The organism is Sphingomonas sp. 28-62-11 (assembly GCF_002278865.1).
Classification (GTDB): Bacteria; Pseudomonadota; Alphaproteobacteria; order Sphingomonadales; family Sphingomonadaceae; genus Sphingomonas.
Genome location: NZ_NCGB01000016.1, coordinates 17,638 through 32,428, shown reverse-complemented (window position 1 = coordinate 32,428; position 14,791 = coordinate 17,638). Strand labels below are relative to the sequence as shown.

The following is a 14,791-nucleotide window of genomic DNA, read 5'->3' as shown; positions in this document are numbered from 1 at the left end:
ACGCCGCATCAGAACCGCGCGCGCAGCGTGAAGCGGGCGCTGGTCGGGGCGCCGGTCGAGATGTTCACGTCGTTATGCGCGACCGGGAAATAGGTGGTGTTGGTGACATTCTCGATGTTCACTTGCGCGTCGATCCGGTCGGTCAACTTGGCGAACAGCGCCAGATCAAGCCGGGTATAGGCTGGCAATGTCACTGCGTTGCTGATCGTCGCGAACTGATCGGCCTGGTGATAGACACCGACCCCAACGCCCAGCCGATCGAGCAGCTGATAACGATTCCACAATGAAAACTGGTGGCGCGGGACCTGCCCGACCCGACGCCCGGCCGGTGCGCTTTCGGTCGTGCTGGTGATCTCGGCGTCGGTATAGGCATAGCCGAGGCTGGTCTGCCACCGCTTGGTCACGTTACCGGTCAAGCCAAGCTCTACGCCCTTGGATCGCTGCTCGCCGGTCAGCACGATCGTGCCCGGCGTTGGGCCCGTGGCGCGCGCGTTGCTGCGATCGAGCTGATAGATCGCCACGGTCGCCTGAAGCGCCGTCGTCACATCCCATTTCGCGCCCAGCTCGTAATTGTCGAAACGCTCGGGAACCAGCGCCGCGGCGCTTGCGGTCAACGACAGGAACTGATCGCCCGATTGCGGCAGGTAGGATCGCGAATAGCTGCCATAGACCGACACATTGTTGACCGGCTTGAGCACCAGCCCGAACCGCGGCGACCAGAGATCATCGCTCCGCTGAAATGTGCGCGCCGCGATTGCATCGATCACGGTAAGATCCAATCGATCATAGCGGATGCCGGCAATTACATCGACATGATCGCCAATGCTGATCTGATCCTGCAAATAAACCGAACCCTGGCTGAGTTCGCTGCGCGTCTGCCGGTTAGCGTTTCCAGTTGGCCCGGCGATGAACGCAAACGGGGGGATGATAAACGGATCGGTCAGCGCCACTGTCGCGCGGCGATTGGCGGCGGTCAGCGGAGCCGCCGGATTGAAGAACCCGTTGCGGCGTTCATTGCCGCTATCCTGCCGGGTATATTCACCGCCAAACAACACGACATGGTCGATCCCGCCGGTCGAGGCGCGCCATTCGGCATTGCCCTGGGCGATAAAATTCTCGCGTTGGGTAAGGTCATTATAGGCCTCGACGCCCAGCGTGCGTGCACCGGTCATCGGATTGACCGAGACGGCGGTTGCCGGAAAGGCATTGGCATAGGATTTGTTGTAATCGCCATAGAGCAGTTGTGCGTTCACCGTCAGCCGATCGGTGAGGGGCGCTTCGGCGCGGGCGTGGACGACATTGGCTTCAAACGGGGTGCGATTAATACCCGGCACCCCGAAGAAAGTGTCACGAAACCCCGTCAACGGACGCCCGGCCAGCGACGGGACGCCACGATCGGTAACGCGGCTGTCGCTCACATGTTCGTACCCAAGCTGCAGCTTGATACCGCCAGCCAGTTCGGTTCCGATCACCGGATTGACGGCATAACGGGCACCTTCGAAAAAATCGCGGTGGTTATCGAGTTCCTCGTAAAAGCTATTGAGCCGGAACGCCGCGTTACCCAGATCGACATTCAGATCGCCTGTTACCGCCCAACTGCCGAACGTGTCGCCCGTCACATCAGCCGTCGCGCTGTTGCTGCCGATGATCGGGCTCTTGGTGACCCGGTTGACCACACCGCCACCGCCGCCGCGCCCGAAGATCATCGCGTTGGGCCCCTTCAGTACCTCGACCCGGTCGACATTGTAAAAGCTGCGAAAATACTGGACGTCATCACGCAGGCCATCGACGAAGAAATCCGCCGTGGTGTTATTGCCGCGCAAGGTGATCTGATCTCGATTGCCCTCGCCTTGGCCAGCCGAAACGCCGGGCACATAGCGCACCAGGTCGGCCACGGAACGGATCGCCTGATCGTCGATCTGTTCGCGCGTCAGCACTGTAACTGCTTGGGGAACATCGCGTAGCAGCGTCTTGGTTTTGGTGGCACTGCTGGTCTGCTCGGTGCGATAGCCTTCGACCTTGCCCGTCACGATAATCTCGGTGCCGCTTTGTGCCGCAGCCGCCAGATCGGCGTCATCATTTGGACGGGCATCAGCCGGCACGGCCAAGAACATGACAGCCGTGGTGAGCAGGATCGACTTACGCATGAACATGAAACCCCAGTTGCGAATGATTCGCGATAGGGCTTTTCTATTGAGAGTCGTTCGCAACGTCAACCTTGTTGCGACTGACTTTCACTTACAGAAAGATTCACTGCGAGCAGCCAGCTTCTGATCGCGCTCGCAAGATTGGCGGGATCGTCCGCGCTGATCCGCAGGACATCTATTTGGGCAATCAAGGCATTAAGGGGTAGGCCATGCCCCGTCGCCGCCGCTTCGAGCGCCGACCAGAATATAGGTTCGAGGCTGATCGAGGTCTGGTGCCCGGCAATCGTCACCGATCGCTTGACGGGGCCGCGAAAGCCGCCGGGCGGCAGCGCAATCCGCTGGGTCACCCCCCGATCATTTCGTATCAAACAATGCCGCCAGCTGCTCGATCATCGTGCCGCCCAACTGGTCAGCATCCATGATCGTCACGGCACGGGCATAATATCGAGTCACATCATGGCCTATGCCGATCGCGCACAACTCGACGGGCGATCGCGCTTCGATCCACCCGATCACCTGACGCAAATGCCGCTCCAGATAGCTGCCCGAATTGACCGATAGCGTCGAATCATCAACCGGGGCACCATCTGAAATCACCATCAGGATCTTGCGATCCTCGGGTCGCGCGATCAGCCGGGCGTGCGCCCATAACAGCGCCTCGCCATCGATATTTTCCTTCAGCAGCCCTTCGCGCATCATCAGGCCAAGGTTTGTCTTGGCGCGTCGCCACGGCTCGTCTGCCTGTTTGTAGACGATGTGGCGAATATCGTTCAAGCGGCCGGGCTGCGGCGGTCGCCCTGCGGCCAGCCAGTTTTCACGGCTCTGGCCGCCCTTCCAGGCGCGGGTGGTAAAGCCAAGAATCTCGGTCTTCACCCCGCACCGCTCGAGCGTCCGCGCCAATATGTCCGCGCTGATCGCCGCGATCGAAATGGGGCGGCCGCGCATCGACCCCGAATTGTCGATCAGCAAGGTGACGACAGTATCCTTGAAATCGGTCTCACGCTCAATCTTGTAGCTGAGCGACTGCATCGGGTTGATGATGACGCGCGCCAGCCGCGCCGCATCGAGCATCCCTTCGTCTTGGTCGAAATCCCAGCTGCGGTTCTGCTGCGCCATCAGCCGGCGCTGCAGGCGGTTGGCGAGCTTGCTGACCGCGCTTTGCAGGTGGACGAGCTGTTGATCGAGGTAAGAGCGCAGCCGCGCGAGCTCCTCGGCATCGCACAACTCGGTCGCCGCGATCACTTCGTCGAACTGGCCAGTCCATGCCTTATACTCGAACTGCGGCGCGAAATCGGCCATCGGCCGGTTGGGCCGCACGGGCATCATCCCATCATCGCCCTCGTCACCCGGCTCGCCATCGGCATCGTCGGGCGAGTCCTCGCGCTGCTCTCTGCCTTCGCCCTCTTCCTGGTCGGCATCGCGGCTATCGCCCCGCTGTTCGATCTGGCCTTCGCCCTGGTTGCCAGCGTCTTCGCCCTCGTCGGCTTCGTCCTGCTGCTGGTCGTCCTGACCTTCGTCGTCGCTGCCGCCGTCATCGGCTTCGTCGGGCAGCAGATCACCCTCGACCAGATCAAGGTCCTGAAGCAGCTTCATAGACAGTTGCGCAAACGCCGCCTGATCATCGATGACAAAGCCGAGCCCGTCGAGATCGCCGCCCGCCTTCTCCTCGATCCAGTCGCGGACCATCGCCAGCCCGTCTTCGCAGCCCTGCGGCGCGGCGAGTCCGGTCAGCCGCTCACGTACCATCAGCGCAACGGCGGTGGACAGCGGCACTTCGTCACGCGTGCGCGCACGCACGATCGGGTCGGCACGCAACCGCACACCCAGTGCGGTTTCGAGATTGTCGCTAATACCCTGATAACCGCGCGAGCCAAGTGCTTCCACCCGTGCGCTCTCCACCGCATCGAACACCGCGCGCGCCACCGCTTCAACGGGCGCACCTTTCAGGTGCAGCGCAGCATTATGATGCTTCAGCCGCAGCGCAAAGCCGTCGGCAAAGCCACGCGCTTCGGCAACCTGGGCCGCGGGCAGATTACGTGCGGGCATCGGGACCTTGATGTGCTTGCCCGACTGGGTAGGCGCGTCGGCCGTATAGGCGAGCTCAACCTCCGCCTCATCAGCCAGCACGCGGGCTGCACCGCCAAGGACGGTTTTGAAACGATCGAGCGGAGTTTCAGAAGCCATTTACACTCAACCTTACTTCGGAACGCGCCACATGCACGATCATCTACAGCCATCGTCCGGCCATAGATCAGTGCGTCTACCCCAATCAATCGGTGCATTGGCGCTTTATCACCCGACGAGCAATCTCATCCACAGGCGCGCACCGCCGGGATCGTTATGACGGCGCCATTTCGCGATGCTGAATACCATTAGAAAATTTGTAGCCGTCGCTGGACAGCGTCAGGCACGATACTGCGGCCATGGTAGTGATCCATAGTCTTGCCAGCATGAGTGATCGTTCAAGGCGGCAACACAAGTGCCACGGAAAGTTAGGAGCGGGATCTATGCGCGATGGCTGGTCAAGCAATGAAAGCCCGCCCGCAATCACTGATCAACGGGCGGGCAATCGGGTGTTATCGAATGACACCAAACAGATAATAGTCGATCAGCAGGGCAAAACGGTCCCAAAAGGTTGGCGCAGGCTGCGCAGTGCTGAGAACGACGGTACCCGGCTGATTCAGCGACACCGAGAGGCTCTTGGTGGAGGCAGAGGCAAACGCGCGGCCGCCACCGGACGCGCTGGTTGATACAGCCACGGTTTGGGCACTGCCTGAGCTGAACGAGAATGACTGCGCCGATGCCGACGACTGTGCCATCGCAGCACCCGGGGTAAGGCCTGCAACGGCGAGAAGAACTGCCGATGTGAGCAGTTTGCGGTAGGTTTTCATGAGGGTACTCCTTTCGCGCTGCGCATTAACCCCGCATGGGAATGCGCAGCACCAGATCATTATGGTCCCGTCATGACTCCGCCGTTACTCAAAAAGGTTTTTTATCCTAATAAAAGAACAGTTTATCATGTCTTTGTCGCCACCACTGCGATCGGTTCAAATATCGCTCTAGCGCGTCATGGCTTTCCGACGACACTTTCGGGCAAATCCTTACCGAAGACGCGCTGATAATATTCCGCGACCAGCGCCCGTTCAGCTTCATCGCACTTGTTGAGGAAGCTCAAGCGGAACGCAAACCCGACATCGCCAAAGATCAGCGCGTTCTGCGCCCAGGTGATCACGGTACGCGGGCTCATGACGGTCGAGATATCACCGTTGATGAAGCCCTTGCGCGTCAGATCGGCCACGCGGACCATGTTGTCGACCACCTGCTTGCCGTGCGGCTTGTCATACTCGCCCGATTTGGCGAGCACGATCTGCGCCTCGACCGCGGCGGGCAGATAGTTGAGCGTGACGACGATGTTCCAGCGGTCCATCTGCCCCTGGTTGATCTGCTGGGTGCCATGATACAGCCCGCTGGTATCGCCCAGCCCGACCGTGTTGGCCGTCGCGAACAGGCGGAAATAAGGGTTGGGGCGGATCACGCGGTTCTGATCGAGCAAGGTCAGCTTGCCCTCGGTTTCGAGCACGCGCTGGATGACGAACATGACGTCTGGGCGCCCGGCATCATATTCGTCGAACACAAGCGCGGTCGGCGTCTGCAGCGCCCAGGGCAACAGGCCTTCGCGAAATTCGGTGATCTGCTGGCCGTCCTTCAGGACGATCGCATCGCGCCCGACGAGATCAATGCGGCTGATATGCGCGTCGAGGTTGATCCGGATGCACGGCCATTTCAGCCGCGCGGCGACCTGTTCGATATGCGTCGATTTGCCGGTGCCGTGATAGCCCTGCACCATCACCCGGCGGTTATGCGCAAAGCCCGCGCAGATCGCGAGCGTGGTATCGGCATCGAAGACATAGGCCGGGTCGAGATCGGGCACGCGCTCATCGGCTTCGCTGAATGCCGGCACTTCCATGTCCGAATCGATGCCGAACATCTCGCGGACCTTCACCACCTTATCAGGAGCGTCCATGATTGTCGTGGCGCGGCTATCGGGCTGGGTATTGGGAATATCGGTCATGGGGCTCTCGGTACCAATCGGTCAGGGCAGATCAAAGCCCGGTCTCTCCCGGCGAGCCGATAATGAGACGACGCTTCGTGTAAACCCAGTGGAAACGGAATGCGTCCGCGTCAAGCCGAACCGACCATTGACGATAGCGGAAACAGCGTGACGAAGCGTTCAGCCAGACCGCAATTGAACCAAGGAGCAGATCAATGTCAGCAGAGACCGCCTCCCAGCCCTGGTTTGAACTGAGCGTCAAGCGCATGGTGGACGTACCCGCGACCTGGTTTGGCGGGCATGGATCGATCGCCTTGTCGAGTGGTGGTGTCCCAACCCCTGGAGCACCGAAGTGATCGAGAATGACATGCGCGCCGGCGGCCGATCGGCAATGATCATGCGCGGCCCGAACGGCGAGGAATCAGCGATGGAAGGGGTGTTCCTCGAGGTCGTGCCGGGCGAGCGTGTGGTCTGTACCAATGCCTTTACCGCTGGCTGGGTGCCGCAGACCCCCTTCATGGTGGGCATCATGACCTTTAACGATGAGGATGGGAAGACGCGCTTTACCGGCATCGCCCGTCATTGGGACGAAGCATCGATGCACGAACATGCCGCCATGGGGTTTGGAGACGGATGGGCTATCGTCGCGGCACAGCTTGATGCCGTCGCGAGAGATAAGCGCTGACGTCAATTTTTTCATCAAGGCGGGAAGGATGCTATGTTATTCTAAACTAACAATTCTCGTGCGCGTGCTGATGATGTTCAACAGGTTTGTAGTCAGGTTGCTCGCTGGATCGATCATTTAATCTTTGATAAGGGCTGCTTCCGTGAGAAAGTGACGTCATGCCGCCAAATAGGCGAATCGGAGAATGTCATGATCAGAAGACTGATTCTCCTGATTGTGCTGACCGGGTTGTTGGTCGGCCTTGGCTCCTGTGATTGGGGGAGCAACCGATCTCCCTATCAACGTCGCGAAACGCAGGCCGAATATGACCGCCGCGTTTATAATGAACGCCGTGCCTATGAAGAACGGCTCGCACGCGAGGAAGATCGCCGTGCTCGAAAGGCCGCTATCTCGCGCGATCGACGCGACAATGGCGACATTTACGACATGTACGATACACCAGCATCGTGGTTGTCGCTCGATTATGCCTGTTCGGGAGAGTTACGTCGCGCACAATGGCTGGTGTGCGACAATGATCAGCTCGGTCTGCTTCACCGCCGATTGGCATTGCAATGGGAAGCGGCGCGGCGCACGGCGTCGCCTGAACGGGTCAACGTGTTGATCGCGCAGCAGCATGCCTTTATTGGCGAGCGCAATGCGTGTGAAGATGTTGGCTGTGTGGCGAATGCCTATTACCGCTATCTCGACGGCAGTTCGTTCCCTGCCAAGCCGTGGATTAAGCCTCACCCCCGCCCTTACGCGCCCAAGCATGCCGTCAAATGGGTCCAAAAGCGCGGACATGGCCATCATGGCCAACGGATCGGCAAAGATTATGGGCAGCATCATGACGGGCATCCCCGCCCAAGCCATGAGGCGCGCAGTTGTGTAAGTGAGATCGGTTTTGCCGCGGCCAGCCAGCTTGCCGGTCGCTGCGATCAGGTGACGCCGGGCCTAAGCTCGCAATGCAGCGTGCATAACAGCTGCGGCGGCATTCGCGCACAGACCGATCGCGGTTGCGGGATGCGCAGCAACAAGCCGAGATTCTGTCGCAATTACTGAGGGTCGGGGTCGGCTAGGCGTTGCGTCACCTTAGGCAAAGGCGGCAGCGCCCTTAAGTTGCTGATACGCGGCAATCACATCCTGCAACTGTCGTTCAAAGCTGCGATCGCCGCCGTTACGATCAGGATGATAGCGCCGCACGAGTTCGGCATAGCGTTCGCGCAGCGCCCGCCGATCGATATCGGTAGCTAGCCCCAGCACCTTGAGCGCGCGCCGGTCCCCCTCCGACAAGGGCCGACCATCCTTGCGTTCAGTTGCCGCCCGTGCGCGGAACCGTGCGCCAATCGCATCGAGCGGATCGGCAAAATCGGCCCAGGGCGGCGGTCGATCTGCGCCGCCGGTGGCAAAGGCCCGCGTCTCGCGCTCCCATCCGGCATAAGGGCGCTGGGCCGCATTGATCTCGTCGACACTCATTCCCGCAAAGAAATTGTAGCGCGCGTTGAAGGCACGGACATGCTCGAGGCAGAACCAGCGATAGGGTGCAGGCTGATCGCGGAACGAGGCCCCTTCGGCTGGGGGTGCACGGAATTCACCGGCAGCCTCACAGCCCGGTTCCATGCACGGCACGCCGCTGCCCTCGACCCGCCCGTGAAAGCGCGGCTGCGGGCGACCTTTGCCGTCCCTGCCATTGTTTTCACCGTCGTGCGACACGTGGCTCCCCGAAACCCGAAAACCGCTTATATAGGACGCATGAACCAGACTGCTACCGGCCCTGTTGCCAGCGAAATCGCCCGCCGCCTTGCCATCGCGCTCGAGCCCACATTGCTCGAGGTGATCAACGATAGCGCCCAACATTCAGGGCATATGGGCGATGATGGATCGGGCGAATCGCATTTCACCGTGGTGATCGAAAGCGCGGCCTTTATCGGCCAGTCGCGTGTCGGGCGGCAGCGGCTCGTCAACCAGGCGCTCGGCGATCTGATGGACGGCACCGTCCATGCGCTCGCGATCAAGGCCCGGGCACCGGAAGACGCGTGACGACGCGCCTGCCCCGCCCGGCGGCGCGGTTGTTGCTGCTCGATCCGCAGGATCGGCTGCTGATGTTCCGTTTCGCCGCCGATGATCGCCCGCCCTTTTGGGCTACCGCGGGCGGTGGCTGCGATCCCGGCGAAAGCTATGAGGCAGCGGCACGGCGCGAGCTGATCGAGGAAACCGGCTTCGATCTTGATCCCGGCCCGCAGGTCGCGCGGCGGCAAGTGCAATTCATTACGCTGGAGGGCGACCCGGTCGACGCCGATGAACGCTATTTCCTGATCCGCACCGCCACGACCGAGATCGCCATCCACGGCCATACCGAACTTGAACGGCGCGTGATGGCAGGCTGGCGCTGGTTCACCCGCGCCGAGCTGTCTGACTGGCCCGAAAAGATTTTTCCTGAGGATATCGTCGACTTGCTCGAAGCCCTGCTGGAGCGCGCGCGATGACCGATGAGCTGATTCTCCAGACCATCCTACCGGTCAGCCATGATCTGGGCGGCTTCAAGGTCCACCGCACGCTGCCGTCGCGACCGCGAACAATGGTGGGGCCGTTCATCTTCTTCGACCAGATGGGACCAGCGCATCTCGATATCGGCACCGGCATTGATGTGCGCCCGCACCCGCATATCAACCTGGCGACCGTCACCTATCTGTTCGCCGGGGCAATCGACCACCGCGATTCAATCGGCAGCGTCGCGACGATCGAGCCGGGTGCGGTGAACCTGATGACCGCCGGGCACGGCATCGCGCATTCGGAACGCTCCCCCGCTAGCGAGCGCGCAGTAGGGCCTGAATTGTCGGGTATCCAGACCTGGCTTGCGCTGCCCGAAGCCGATGAAGAACGCGATCCGGCGTTCGAGCATGTCGCCAAGGCCGAATTGCCGGTGGTCGAGACGCCCGGCGCCCGCGCACGGATCATCATGGGCAGTTTATGGGGCCAGACTGCGCCGACCACGACCTATGCTCAGACCATCTATGCCGATATCGTGCTCGATGCCGGCGGCAGCGTACCGATCGACGCCAGTGCCGACGAGCGCGCGCTGTATGTGGCGATCGGTGACGCGACGCTCGACGGGATGCCCCTCGAGCCGATGGCGCTTTATGTGCTGCGCCCCGGCACCACCGCCACATTGCGATCGGCAAGCGGCGGGCGGGTGATGCTCTGCGGTGGCGAGGCGTTCACCACCCCGCGCCATGTCTGGTGGAACTTCGTCAGCTCGAGCAGAGACCGGATCAACCAGGCCAAGGCCGACTGGACCGCGGGCAATTTCCCCAAAGTGCCGGGCGATGATGTGGAGTTCATCCCCATCCCGGCAGTGCCCAAGACGGTGAGTTATCCATGATCCCGCCCTTCTCCCTCCAGCGTATTGCCCTGACCACCGGCGTCGAGCTCGACGTCGCGGTCGAGGGCGATCCGGCCAAGCCCGCAATTATTCTGCTTCATGGCTGGCCCGAATCGCACCGCACCTGGCGACACCAGATCCCGGAACTCGCCAAGACGCATTTCGTGATCGCACCTGACCAGCGCGGCTTTGCGCGGTCGTCCAAGCCGCCCGAGGTAAGCGACTATGCGCCGGCCAAGCTGCTCGGCGACCTGATCGCGCTGGCGGATCATTACGGCGTGGATCGCTTTACGCTGGTCGGCCACGATTGGGGCGGGGTGGTGGCGTGGATGGCCGCGCTGAACCGGCCCGACCGGGTCGAACGGCTGATCATCATCAACGCGCCGCACCCGCTGATCTTCCAACGCACGATGTTCGACGATCCCGATCAGCGCGCCGCCAGCCAGTATATCCGCGCCTTTCGCAACCCCGCGCTCGAAGCGCATATCGCCGAAATCGGCGTCGAGGCCTATTTCGCCAAGACCTTTGTCGGCCAAGCCGATCAGGAAAAGCTCGCCGCAGAACGACCCTTTTACCTCGATCAATGGTCGCAACCCGGCGCGCTGACCGCGATGTACAATTGGTACCGCGCCAGCCCGATCATCGTGCCCGAGATGGACGAGGAACCGCCACGCCCCGCTTTTCTCGACAAGCCCTTCCCACCGCTCGCCATGCCAGTGCTGGTGATCTGGGGCATCGCCGATACCGCGTTGAAGCCGAGTCAGCTGATCGGGCTGAGCGACCTGGTACCGCAAATAACGCTGGTGAAGGTGGACGCCGGGCATTTCGTGCCGTGGGAAGCGCCCGAAGCCGTCAACGCGGCGATGCGCGCCTGGCTGTAAGGGCACATATAAATGGTGCCCGGGGACGGGATCGAACCGCCGACACTGCGATTTTCAGTCGCATGCTCTACCAACTGAGCTACCCGGGCAACCGGCCCGATGATTACCGGGAAGGCGGCCTCTTAGTCATCGTTATCCGCGCTGTCCAGCCCAGTTCCCAGCCCAGCCGCGTCGTCCTTTGAGGCTTCCTCGTCGGTGGCGGGGCCAGCGGGCAGACGATAGCCCTCCCCCAGCCATTGCAGCAGATCGCGGTCGACGCAGCCGCGGCTGCAAAAGGGCTTGTGCGCGGTGACGGTTGGCTTGCCGCAGATCGGGCAGGTGCCGGATGTGGCCATCGGTCAGTCCTCCAGAACGATTGCGCCGCCAGTGCGGCGGGTGAGCTCGGCGAGCCAGTCAGGCCGTGCCTCGATCCGCGCCTTGACGGCGGCGGGCAGCGTGTGACGGCGGGACGCGCCGGGCGGGGTGCGTTCGATCTGGCGGAGCGCAGCGCGGGCGGCGGTCCCGACCGGATCGGCGCGGAGCAGTTCGGGGAGCGAGGCGCGGGGCCGGGGGCGCACGATCTGGAGGAAACCGAAGCCGTTGAGCGCGGTGCGTTCGAAGGGCGGTTCGAGCGCCGCATCAATTGCCGCCGCCACCGCCCGGCGCGGCCCCTTGCCCTGGACGCTGGGAAAATCGACGCCGATCGACCCGCCAATGCCGTGCCGAATAATCGCCTGACCCACTGCGGTTGCCGCTGCGACGGCCAGCGCGTCCAGCGGCCCGGAGCCATCGACATCGAACAACGTCATCGCGGGCGTTGGGCTCATCCGCAGCACGCCGGCGGCAAAGGCGATCTCCCCCGTCACCGCCTCGTCAAGCACTTCGGACCAGCCCGCCGCTTCCAGCATATCCGCTTCATGGGCGCGGCATTCGCGGACCGGCAGCCCGGTTTCGTGGAGCCGTTCGAGCAGATCGGGGCCGCGCGCTGGCCCTGCCCCTTCCGCCGCGAGCACCGCCTTGGCGATCTTGGCGCGGCCGGTTTCGGGGATCGGTTCCCGCACGATCGTCACCAGCAATGTGCGGCCAATGCTCAACCCTCGGGGCACTGCCGCGAGCAACGCATCACCGCTGCCGTCGAGCAGAGTCACCCGACCCTGCCCGCCGCCCAGTGCCTCGACCAGCCGCGCCTCGGCGACGGTGCCGACCGCCAGCGTGCCCTCGAGCGCGATCCGCGCCTTCAGGATCGTGCCGCCATCCACCAGCGCCGCCCGCGCCTCACCGATCCCGGCTTCGTAGAGCCACTCAGCCAATGGGCACCCCGGCACCTTCCAGCAGCGCGCGGGTTTCGAACAGCGGCAGACCGACAACGCCCGAATAGCTGCCCGACAGGAACCGAACGAACCCTTCGGCGCGGCCCTGGATCGCATAGCCGCCGGCCTTGCCCATCCCCTCGCCACTGGCGACATAGGCATCGACTTCCGCCGCGCTCAGCCGTTTGAAGGTGACGATGGTGTCGCTGATCCGGGTGCGGGGCCGGGCATCGTCGCCGATCACGCAGATGGCGGAGAAGCAATGGTGCCGCCGCCCGGAGAGCAGCCCGAGCATCCGCCGCAAATCGGCCTCGTCGGCGGGCTTGGCGAGGATCCGGCGGCCGACCGCGACGGTGGTATCGCCCGCCAGCACGACCTCGCCCGGGGCACGCGGCACCGCCAGCGCCTTTTCGGTGGCGATGCGCAGCACATAATCGCGGGGCAACTCGCCAGCGCGGGCATCCTCGTCGATATCGGGCGCGGCGATGCGAGCGGGCACGACGCCGATCTGCGCGAGCAACGAGAGGCGGCGCGGCGAGCTGGACGCGAGGACGAGGGAGGGGACGGATGAAGGGGTCAACGGTATCTCAGCGTTTCTCGACTGCGCTCGAAACGAACGGATGGGAGAATATCAAACCTCACCGACCCCGTTTGCTTCGAGCAAAGTCGAGAAGCCGGTCTCAGCAGAACGACCCGCAACACCGCTTTACTTGAAGCGGTACGTGATCCGCCCCTTGGTGAGATCATAGGGGGTCATCTCAACCAGCACCTCATCCCCCACCAGCACGCGGATGCGGTTCTTGCGCATCTTGCCGGCGGTGTGGCCGAGGACTTCGTGATCATTTTCAAGCTTCACGCGGAACATGGCGTTGGGGAGAAGCTCCACAACCTGGCCGCGCATTTCGAGCAGTTCTTCTTTTGCCAAACAAACCTCTGGGAACGGATACGGATTTCGTGAAGCGCGGCGCATAGCGGATGGGCGGCCAAAAGGAAAGCGCGGGGGCGACAGCGGCAAAAGGGGGCGCGGACGATGGGAAAGAGCGGGTTGTTGCGAAACGTGGCGTGAGCGTTGGGGTGTGAACGTAGGTTGGCTGGAAAGTCTCAGGCGGCTTTCAGCGGAAAGGGCAGCGACAGGGTCTCGATGCTCGACAGATCGAGCTTGGCCGAGGCGTGATCGATATCAATCCCGACCACCCCGCCCAGCGCATCGAAATCCGCGTTCAGCCCATCGGCAATCTCTCGTGTTTCGACACCGGGATCGCCCTTCAGCTCGATGTAAAGGCTGTCGGTTTCGGGATAATAGTGCAGCTTCATGGCACATCCTCACGAAAGTTACGGTCGATAAAGGCGTTATGGATCGTCACGCCATCGTCCAGGGTCACAACACGCAAGATGCGCGCTTCGTTCTCATTCGGCAAGATCACCCTGCCCCATTGACGAATCCGGCCATCGGTTTGCACCGTGATCCGGATGGGGTCCGCCATGACGCCCCGACATAGCGCCACCGTTAGGTATGGCCGCTTCCGCAGTACCTGTTCGATGAAATAGCGCGTTTGGTTCACGACAACCCGTCTTTCGCCCCTTCGCGCGAGACGCCGATGCCCCAGTTCCGACCGGTGAAGTTGCGGAAGTTGCGGGTCTCCATCGCTTTTGCGCAACTTCGCAAAAATGGCGGGATTCCGCCATTGGCGGATGGGGCATGGGCGCGTGGGGTGGAAAAGAACATGCCGGGAACATAGCAAAGCGGGGGTGTGTAGGAAAGTTTCGTAACGCCTTACCCCCGCGCTGCCAGCGCCGCGCGGGCGGCATCGGCGAGGAAGCCCGAGCGGTTTTTCGCGACCTTGTCGATCCGGGCGAGCAAGCCTTCGTCGATCGATACCTGCACCCGCACTGACCTCCCCGGACGCTCACCGCGCACCAGCAGGCGGGCGGCCACATCGACATCGGAATCGACGACGATCACATCGATATCGGAGGGTTCGGGGATGGCGTCGCCATAATCGACGCCGACCGCCAGATGGCCGCTCAGCGCTTCTTCGGCATTCACTGCCGCTTCCTGAATCGTTGCCCCCGCCGAAACGCACCCCGGCAAATCGGGGAAGAAGACGCCAAACCCCTCCGGGCCACGCTCGATAATCGCGGGGTAATAAACAGTGGCCATGCCCAATTCCTTCATCGCAGCGAAACGCCGCTCAATTTCTCGATACTGCGCAACGTCCCGATCGGGATTTGCGCCTTAGGATGCGGGACGGTCACCGTGCCGGGCTTGGTCGGGTGGCGAAAATGCCGGTGGCTGCCATTCTGGCGTACCGCGTGCCAGCCATCGGCCTCTATCCGTTTGATGACCTCCCGACTGCGCATCTTGTTGTGTATTTAATAC

21 protein-coding genes and 1 tRNA gene are annotated in these 14,791 nt (G+C 62.3%); 7 read left to right on the top strand and 15 right to left on the bottom strand.

The annotated features are described in order from the left end of the window. Nucleotides 1–8: 8 nt before the first annotated feature. The 5 genes from B7Y49_RS06935 to cobS form a co-directional block, all read right to left on the bottom strand. The gene (locus B7Y49_RS06935) at nucleotides 9–2,147 is read right to left on the bottom strand and encodes a TonB-dependent siderophore receptor (RefSeq protein ID WP_374126849.1); all 2,139 of its coding nucleotides are present in this window, start codon (nucleotides 2,145–2,147) and stop codon (nucleotides 9–11) included. Between the two features lie 65 nt (nucleotides 2,148–2,212). Beyond that, entirely contained in the window at nucleotides 2,213–2,494 is a 282-nt protein-coding gene (locus B7Y49_RS06930; RefSeq protein WP_374126848.1) for a ribbon-helix-helix domain-containing protein, read from the bottom strand. A gap of 7 nt (nucleotides 2,495–2,501) precedes the next feature. After that, entirely contained in the window at nucleotides 2,502–4,331 is a 1,830-nt protein-coding gene (cobT, locus tag B7Y49_RS06925) for a cobaltochelatase subunit CobT (protein WP_374126847.1), read from the bottom strand. A gap of 392 nt (nucleotides 4,332–4,723) precedes the next feature. After that, entirely contained in the window at nucleotides 4,724–5,038 is a 315-nt protein-coding gene (locus tag B7Y49_RS06920) for a hypothetical protein (protein WP_374126846.1), read from the bottom strand. 176 nt (nucleotides 5,039–5,214) lie between these two features. Then, on the bottom strand, nucleotides 5,215–6,219 hold the full coding sequence (gene cobS, locus B7Y49_RS06915; protein ID WP_374126845.1) for a cobaltochelatase subunit CobS: 1,005 nt from the start codon (nucleotides 6,217–6,219) through the stop codon (nucleotides 5,215–5,217). Nucleotides 6,220–6,413: 194 nt separating this feature from the next. Here cobS and B7Y49_RS06910 point away from each other — a divergent pair, with 194 nt between their 5' ends. From B7Y49_RS06910 to B7Y49_RS06900, 3 genes are all read left to right on the top strand, one after another. Then, a complete protein-coding gene (locus tag B7Y49_RS06910; RefSeq protein WP_374126844.1) occupies nucleotides 6,414–6,554 on the top strand; it encodes a hypothetical protein in 141 nt (46 codons plus the stop codon). Next, nucleotides 6,503–6,883: an SRPBCC domain-containing protein gene (locus B7Y49_RS06905; RefSeq protein WP_374126862.1), complete on the top strand. Its 381-nt coding sequence runs from the start codon at nucleotides 6,503–6,505 to the stop codon at nucleotides 6,881–6,883. The genes B7Y49_RS06910 and B7Y49_RS06905 overlap by 52 nt, the downstream gene beginning before the upstream one ends. A gap of 189 nt (nucleotides 6,884–7,072) precedes the next feature. Then, nucleotides 7,073–7,921, top strand: coding sequence for a hypothetical protein (locus tag B7Y49_RS06900; protein ID WP_374126843.1), 849 nt, complete (start codon nucleotides 7,073–7,075; stop codon nucleotides 7,919–7,921). A gap of 30 nt (nucleotides 7,922–7,951) precedes the next feature. Here the strand turns inward: B7Y49_RS06900 and B7Y49_RS06895 are convergent, their stop codons facing one another. Next, nucleotides 7,952–8,479, bottom strand: a complete 528-nt coding sequence (locus tag B7Y49_RS06895) for a J domain-containing protein (protein WP_374126861.1) — start codon at nucleotides 8,477–8,479, stop codon at nucleotides 7,952–7,954. Nucleotides 8,480–8,611: 132 nt separating this feature from the next. Between B7Y49_RS06895 and B7Y49_RS06890 the strand changes: the two genes are divergently transcribed. The 4 genes from B7Y49_RS06890 to B7Y49_RS06875 are packed head-to-tail and all read left to right on the top strand — an operon-like array spanning nucleotide 8,612 to nucleotide 11,122. Beyond that, the gene (locus B7Y49_RS06890; protein ID WP_374126842.1) at nucleotides 8,612–8,899 is read left to right on the top strand and encodes a BolA family transcriptional regulator; all 288 of its coding nucleotides are present in this window, start codon (nucleotides 8,612–8,614) and stop codon (nucleotides 8,897–8,899) included. Next, nucleotides 8,896–9,345 carry an NUDIX hydrolase gene (locus B7Y49_RS06885; protein WP_374126841.1) on the top strand — a complete coding sequence of 150 codons (450 nt, stop codon included), beginning with the start codon at nucleotides 8,896–8,898 and terminating at the stop codon, nucleotides 9,343–9,345. Before B7Y49_RS06890 ends, B7Y49_RS06885 begins: the two co-directional genes overlap by 4 nt. Further along, a complete protein-coding gene (locus B7Y49_RS06880) occupies nucleotides 9,342–10,241 on the top strand; it encodes a pirin family protein (RefSeq protein WP_374126840.1) in 900 nt (299 codons plus the stop codon). Before B7Y49_RS06885 ends, B7Y49_RS06880 begins: the two co-directional genes overlap by 4 nt. Then, nucleotides 10,238–11,122 carry an alpha/beta fold hydrolase gene (locus B7Y49_RS06875; protein WP_374126839.1) on the top strand — a complete coding sequence of 295 codons (885 nt, stop codon included), beginning with the start codon at nucleotides 10,238–10,240 and terminating at the stop codon, nucleotides 11,120–11,122. The genes B7Y49_RS06880 and B7Y49_RS06875 overlap by 4 nt, the downstream gene beginning before the upstream one ends. Nucleotides 11,123–11,135: 13 nt before the next feature. On the opposite strand, the gene B7Y49_RS06870 is transcribed toward B7Y49_RS06875, so the two are convergent. The 9 genes from B7Y49_RS06870 to B7Y49_RS06830 form a co-directional block, all read right to left on the bottom strand. Further along, nucleotides 11,136–11,211: transfer RNA gene (locus B7Y49_RS06870), tRNA-Phe, on the bottom strand. Nucleotides 11,212–11,244: 33 nt separating this feature from the next. After that, nucleotides 11,245–11,457, bottom strand: coding sequence for a DNA gyrase inhibitor YacG (locus tag B7Y49_RS06865; protein WP_374126838.1), 213 nt, complete (start codon nucleotides 11,455–11,457; stop codon nucleotides 11,245–11,247). 3 nt (nucleotides 11,458–11,460) lie between these two features. Continuing rightward, the gene (locus B7Y49_RS06860) at nucleotides 11,461–12,411 is read right to left on the bottom strand and encodes a ribonuclease (protein ID WP_374126837.1); all 951 of its coding nucleotides are present in this window, start codon (nucleotides 12,409–12,411) and stop codon (nucleotides 11,461–11,463) included. Beyond that, nucleotides 12,404–12,991, bottom strand: coding sequence for a nucleoside triphosphate pyrophosphatase (locus tag B7Y49_RS06855; protein ID WP_374126836.1), 588 nt, complete (start codon nucleotides 12,989–12,991; stop codon nucleotides 12,404–12,406). Before B7Y49_RS06855 ends, B7Y49_RS06860 begins: the two co-directional genes overlap by 8 nt. A 126-nt stretch (nucleotides 12,992–13,117) precedes the next feature. After that, nucleotides 13,118–13,336 (bottom strand): translation initiation factor IF-1, encoded by a 219-nt coding sequence (gene infA / locus B7Y49_RS06850; RefSeq protein ID WP_374126860.1) that lies wholly within the window; start codon nucleotides 13,334–13,336, stop codon nucleotides 13,118–13,120. 176 nt (nucleotides 13,337–13,512) lie between these two features. Then, a complete protein-coding gene (locus B7Y49_RS06845; protein ID WP_374126835.1) occupies nucleotides 13,513–13,725 on the bottom strand; it encodes a DUF2283 domain-containing protein in 213 nt (70 codons plus the stop codon). Continuing rightward, nucleotides 13,722–13,895, bottom strand: a complete 174-nt coding sequence (locus tag B7Y49_RS06840; RefSeq protein WP_374126834.1) for a hypothetical protein — start codon at nucleotides 13,893–13,895, stop codon at nucleotides 13,722–13,724. The genes B7Y49_RS06845 and B7Y49_RS06840 overlap by 4 nt, the downstream gene beginning before the upstream one ends. Before the next feature lie 290 nt (nucleotides 13,896–14,185). After that, nucleotides 14,186–14,572: a type II toxin-antitoxin system HicB family antitoxin gene (locus tag B7Y49_RS06835; protein WP_374126833.1), complete on the bottom strand. Its 387-nt coding sequence runs from the start codon at nucleotides 14,570–14,572 to the stop codon at nucleotides 14,186–14,188. Nucleotides 14,573–14,583: 11 nt separating this feature from the next. Further along, nucleotides 14,584–14,772 carry a type II toxin-antitoxin system HicA family toxin gene (locus B7Y49_RS06830; RefSeq protein WP_374126832.1) on the bottom strand — a complete coding sequence of 63 codons (189 nt, stop codon included), beginning with the start codon at nucleotides 14,770–14,772 and terminating at the stop codon, nucleotides 14,584–14,586. Nucleotides 14,773–14,791: the final 19 nt, after the last annotated feature.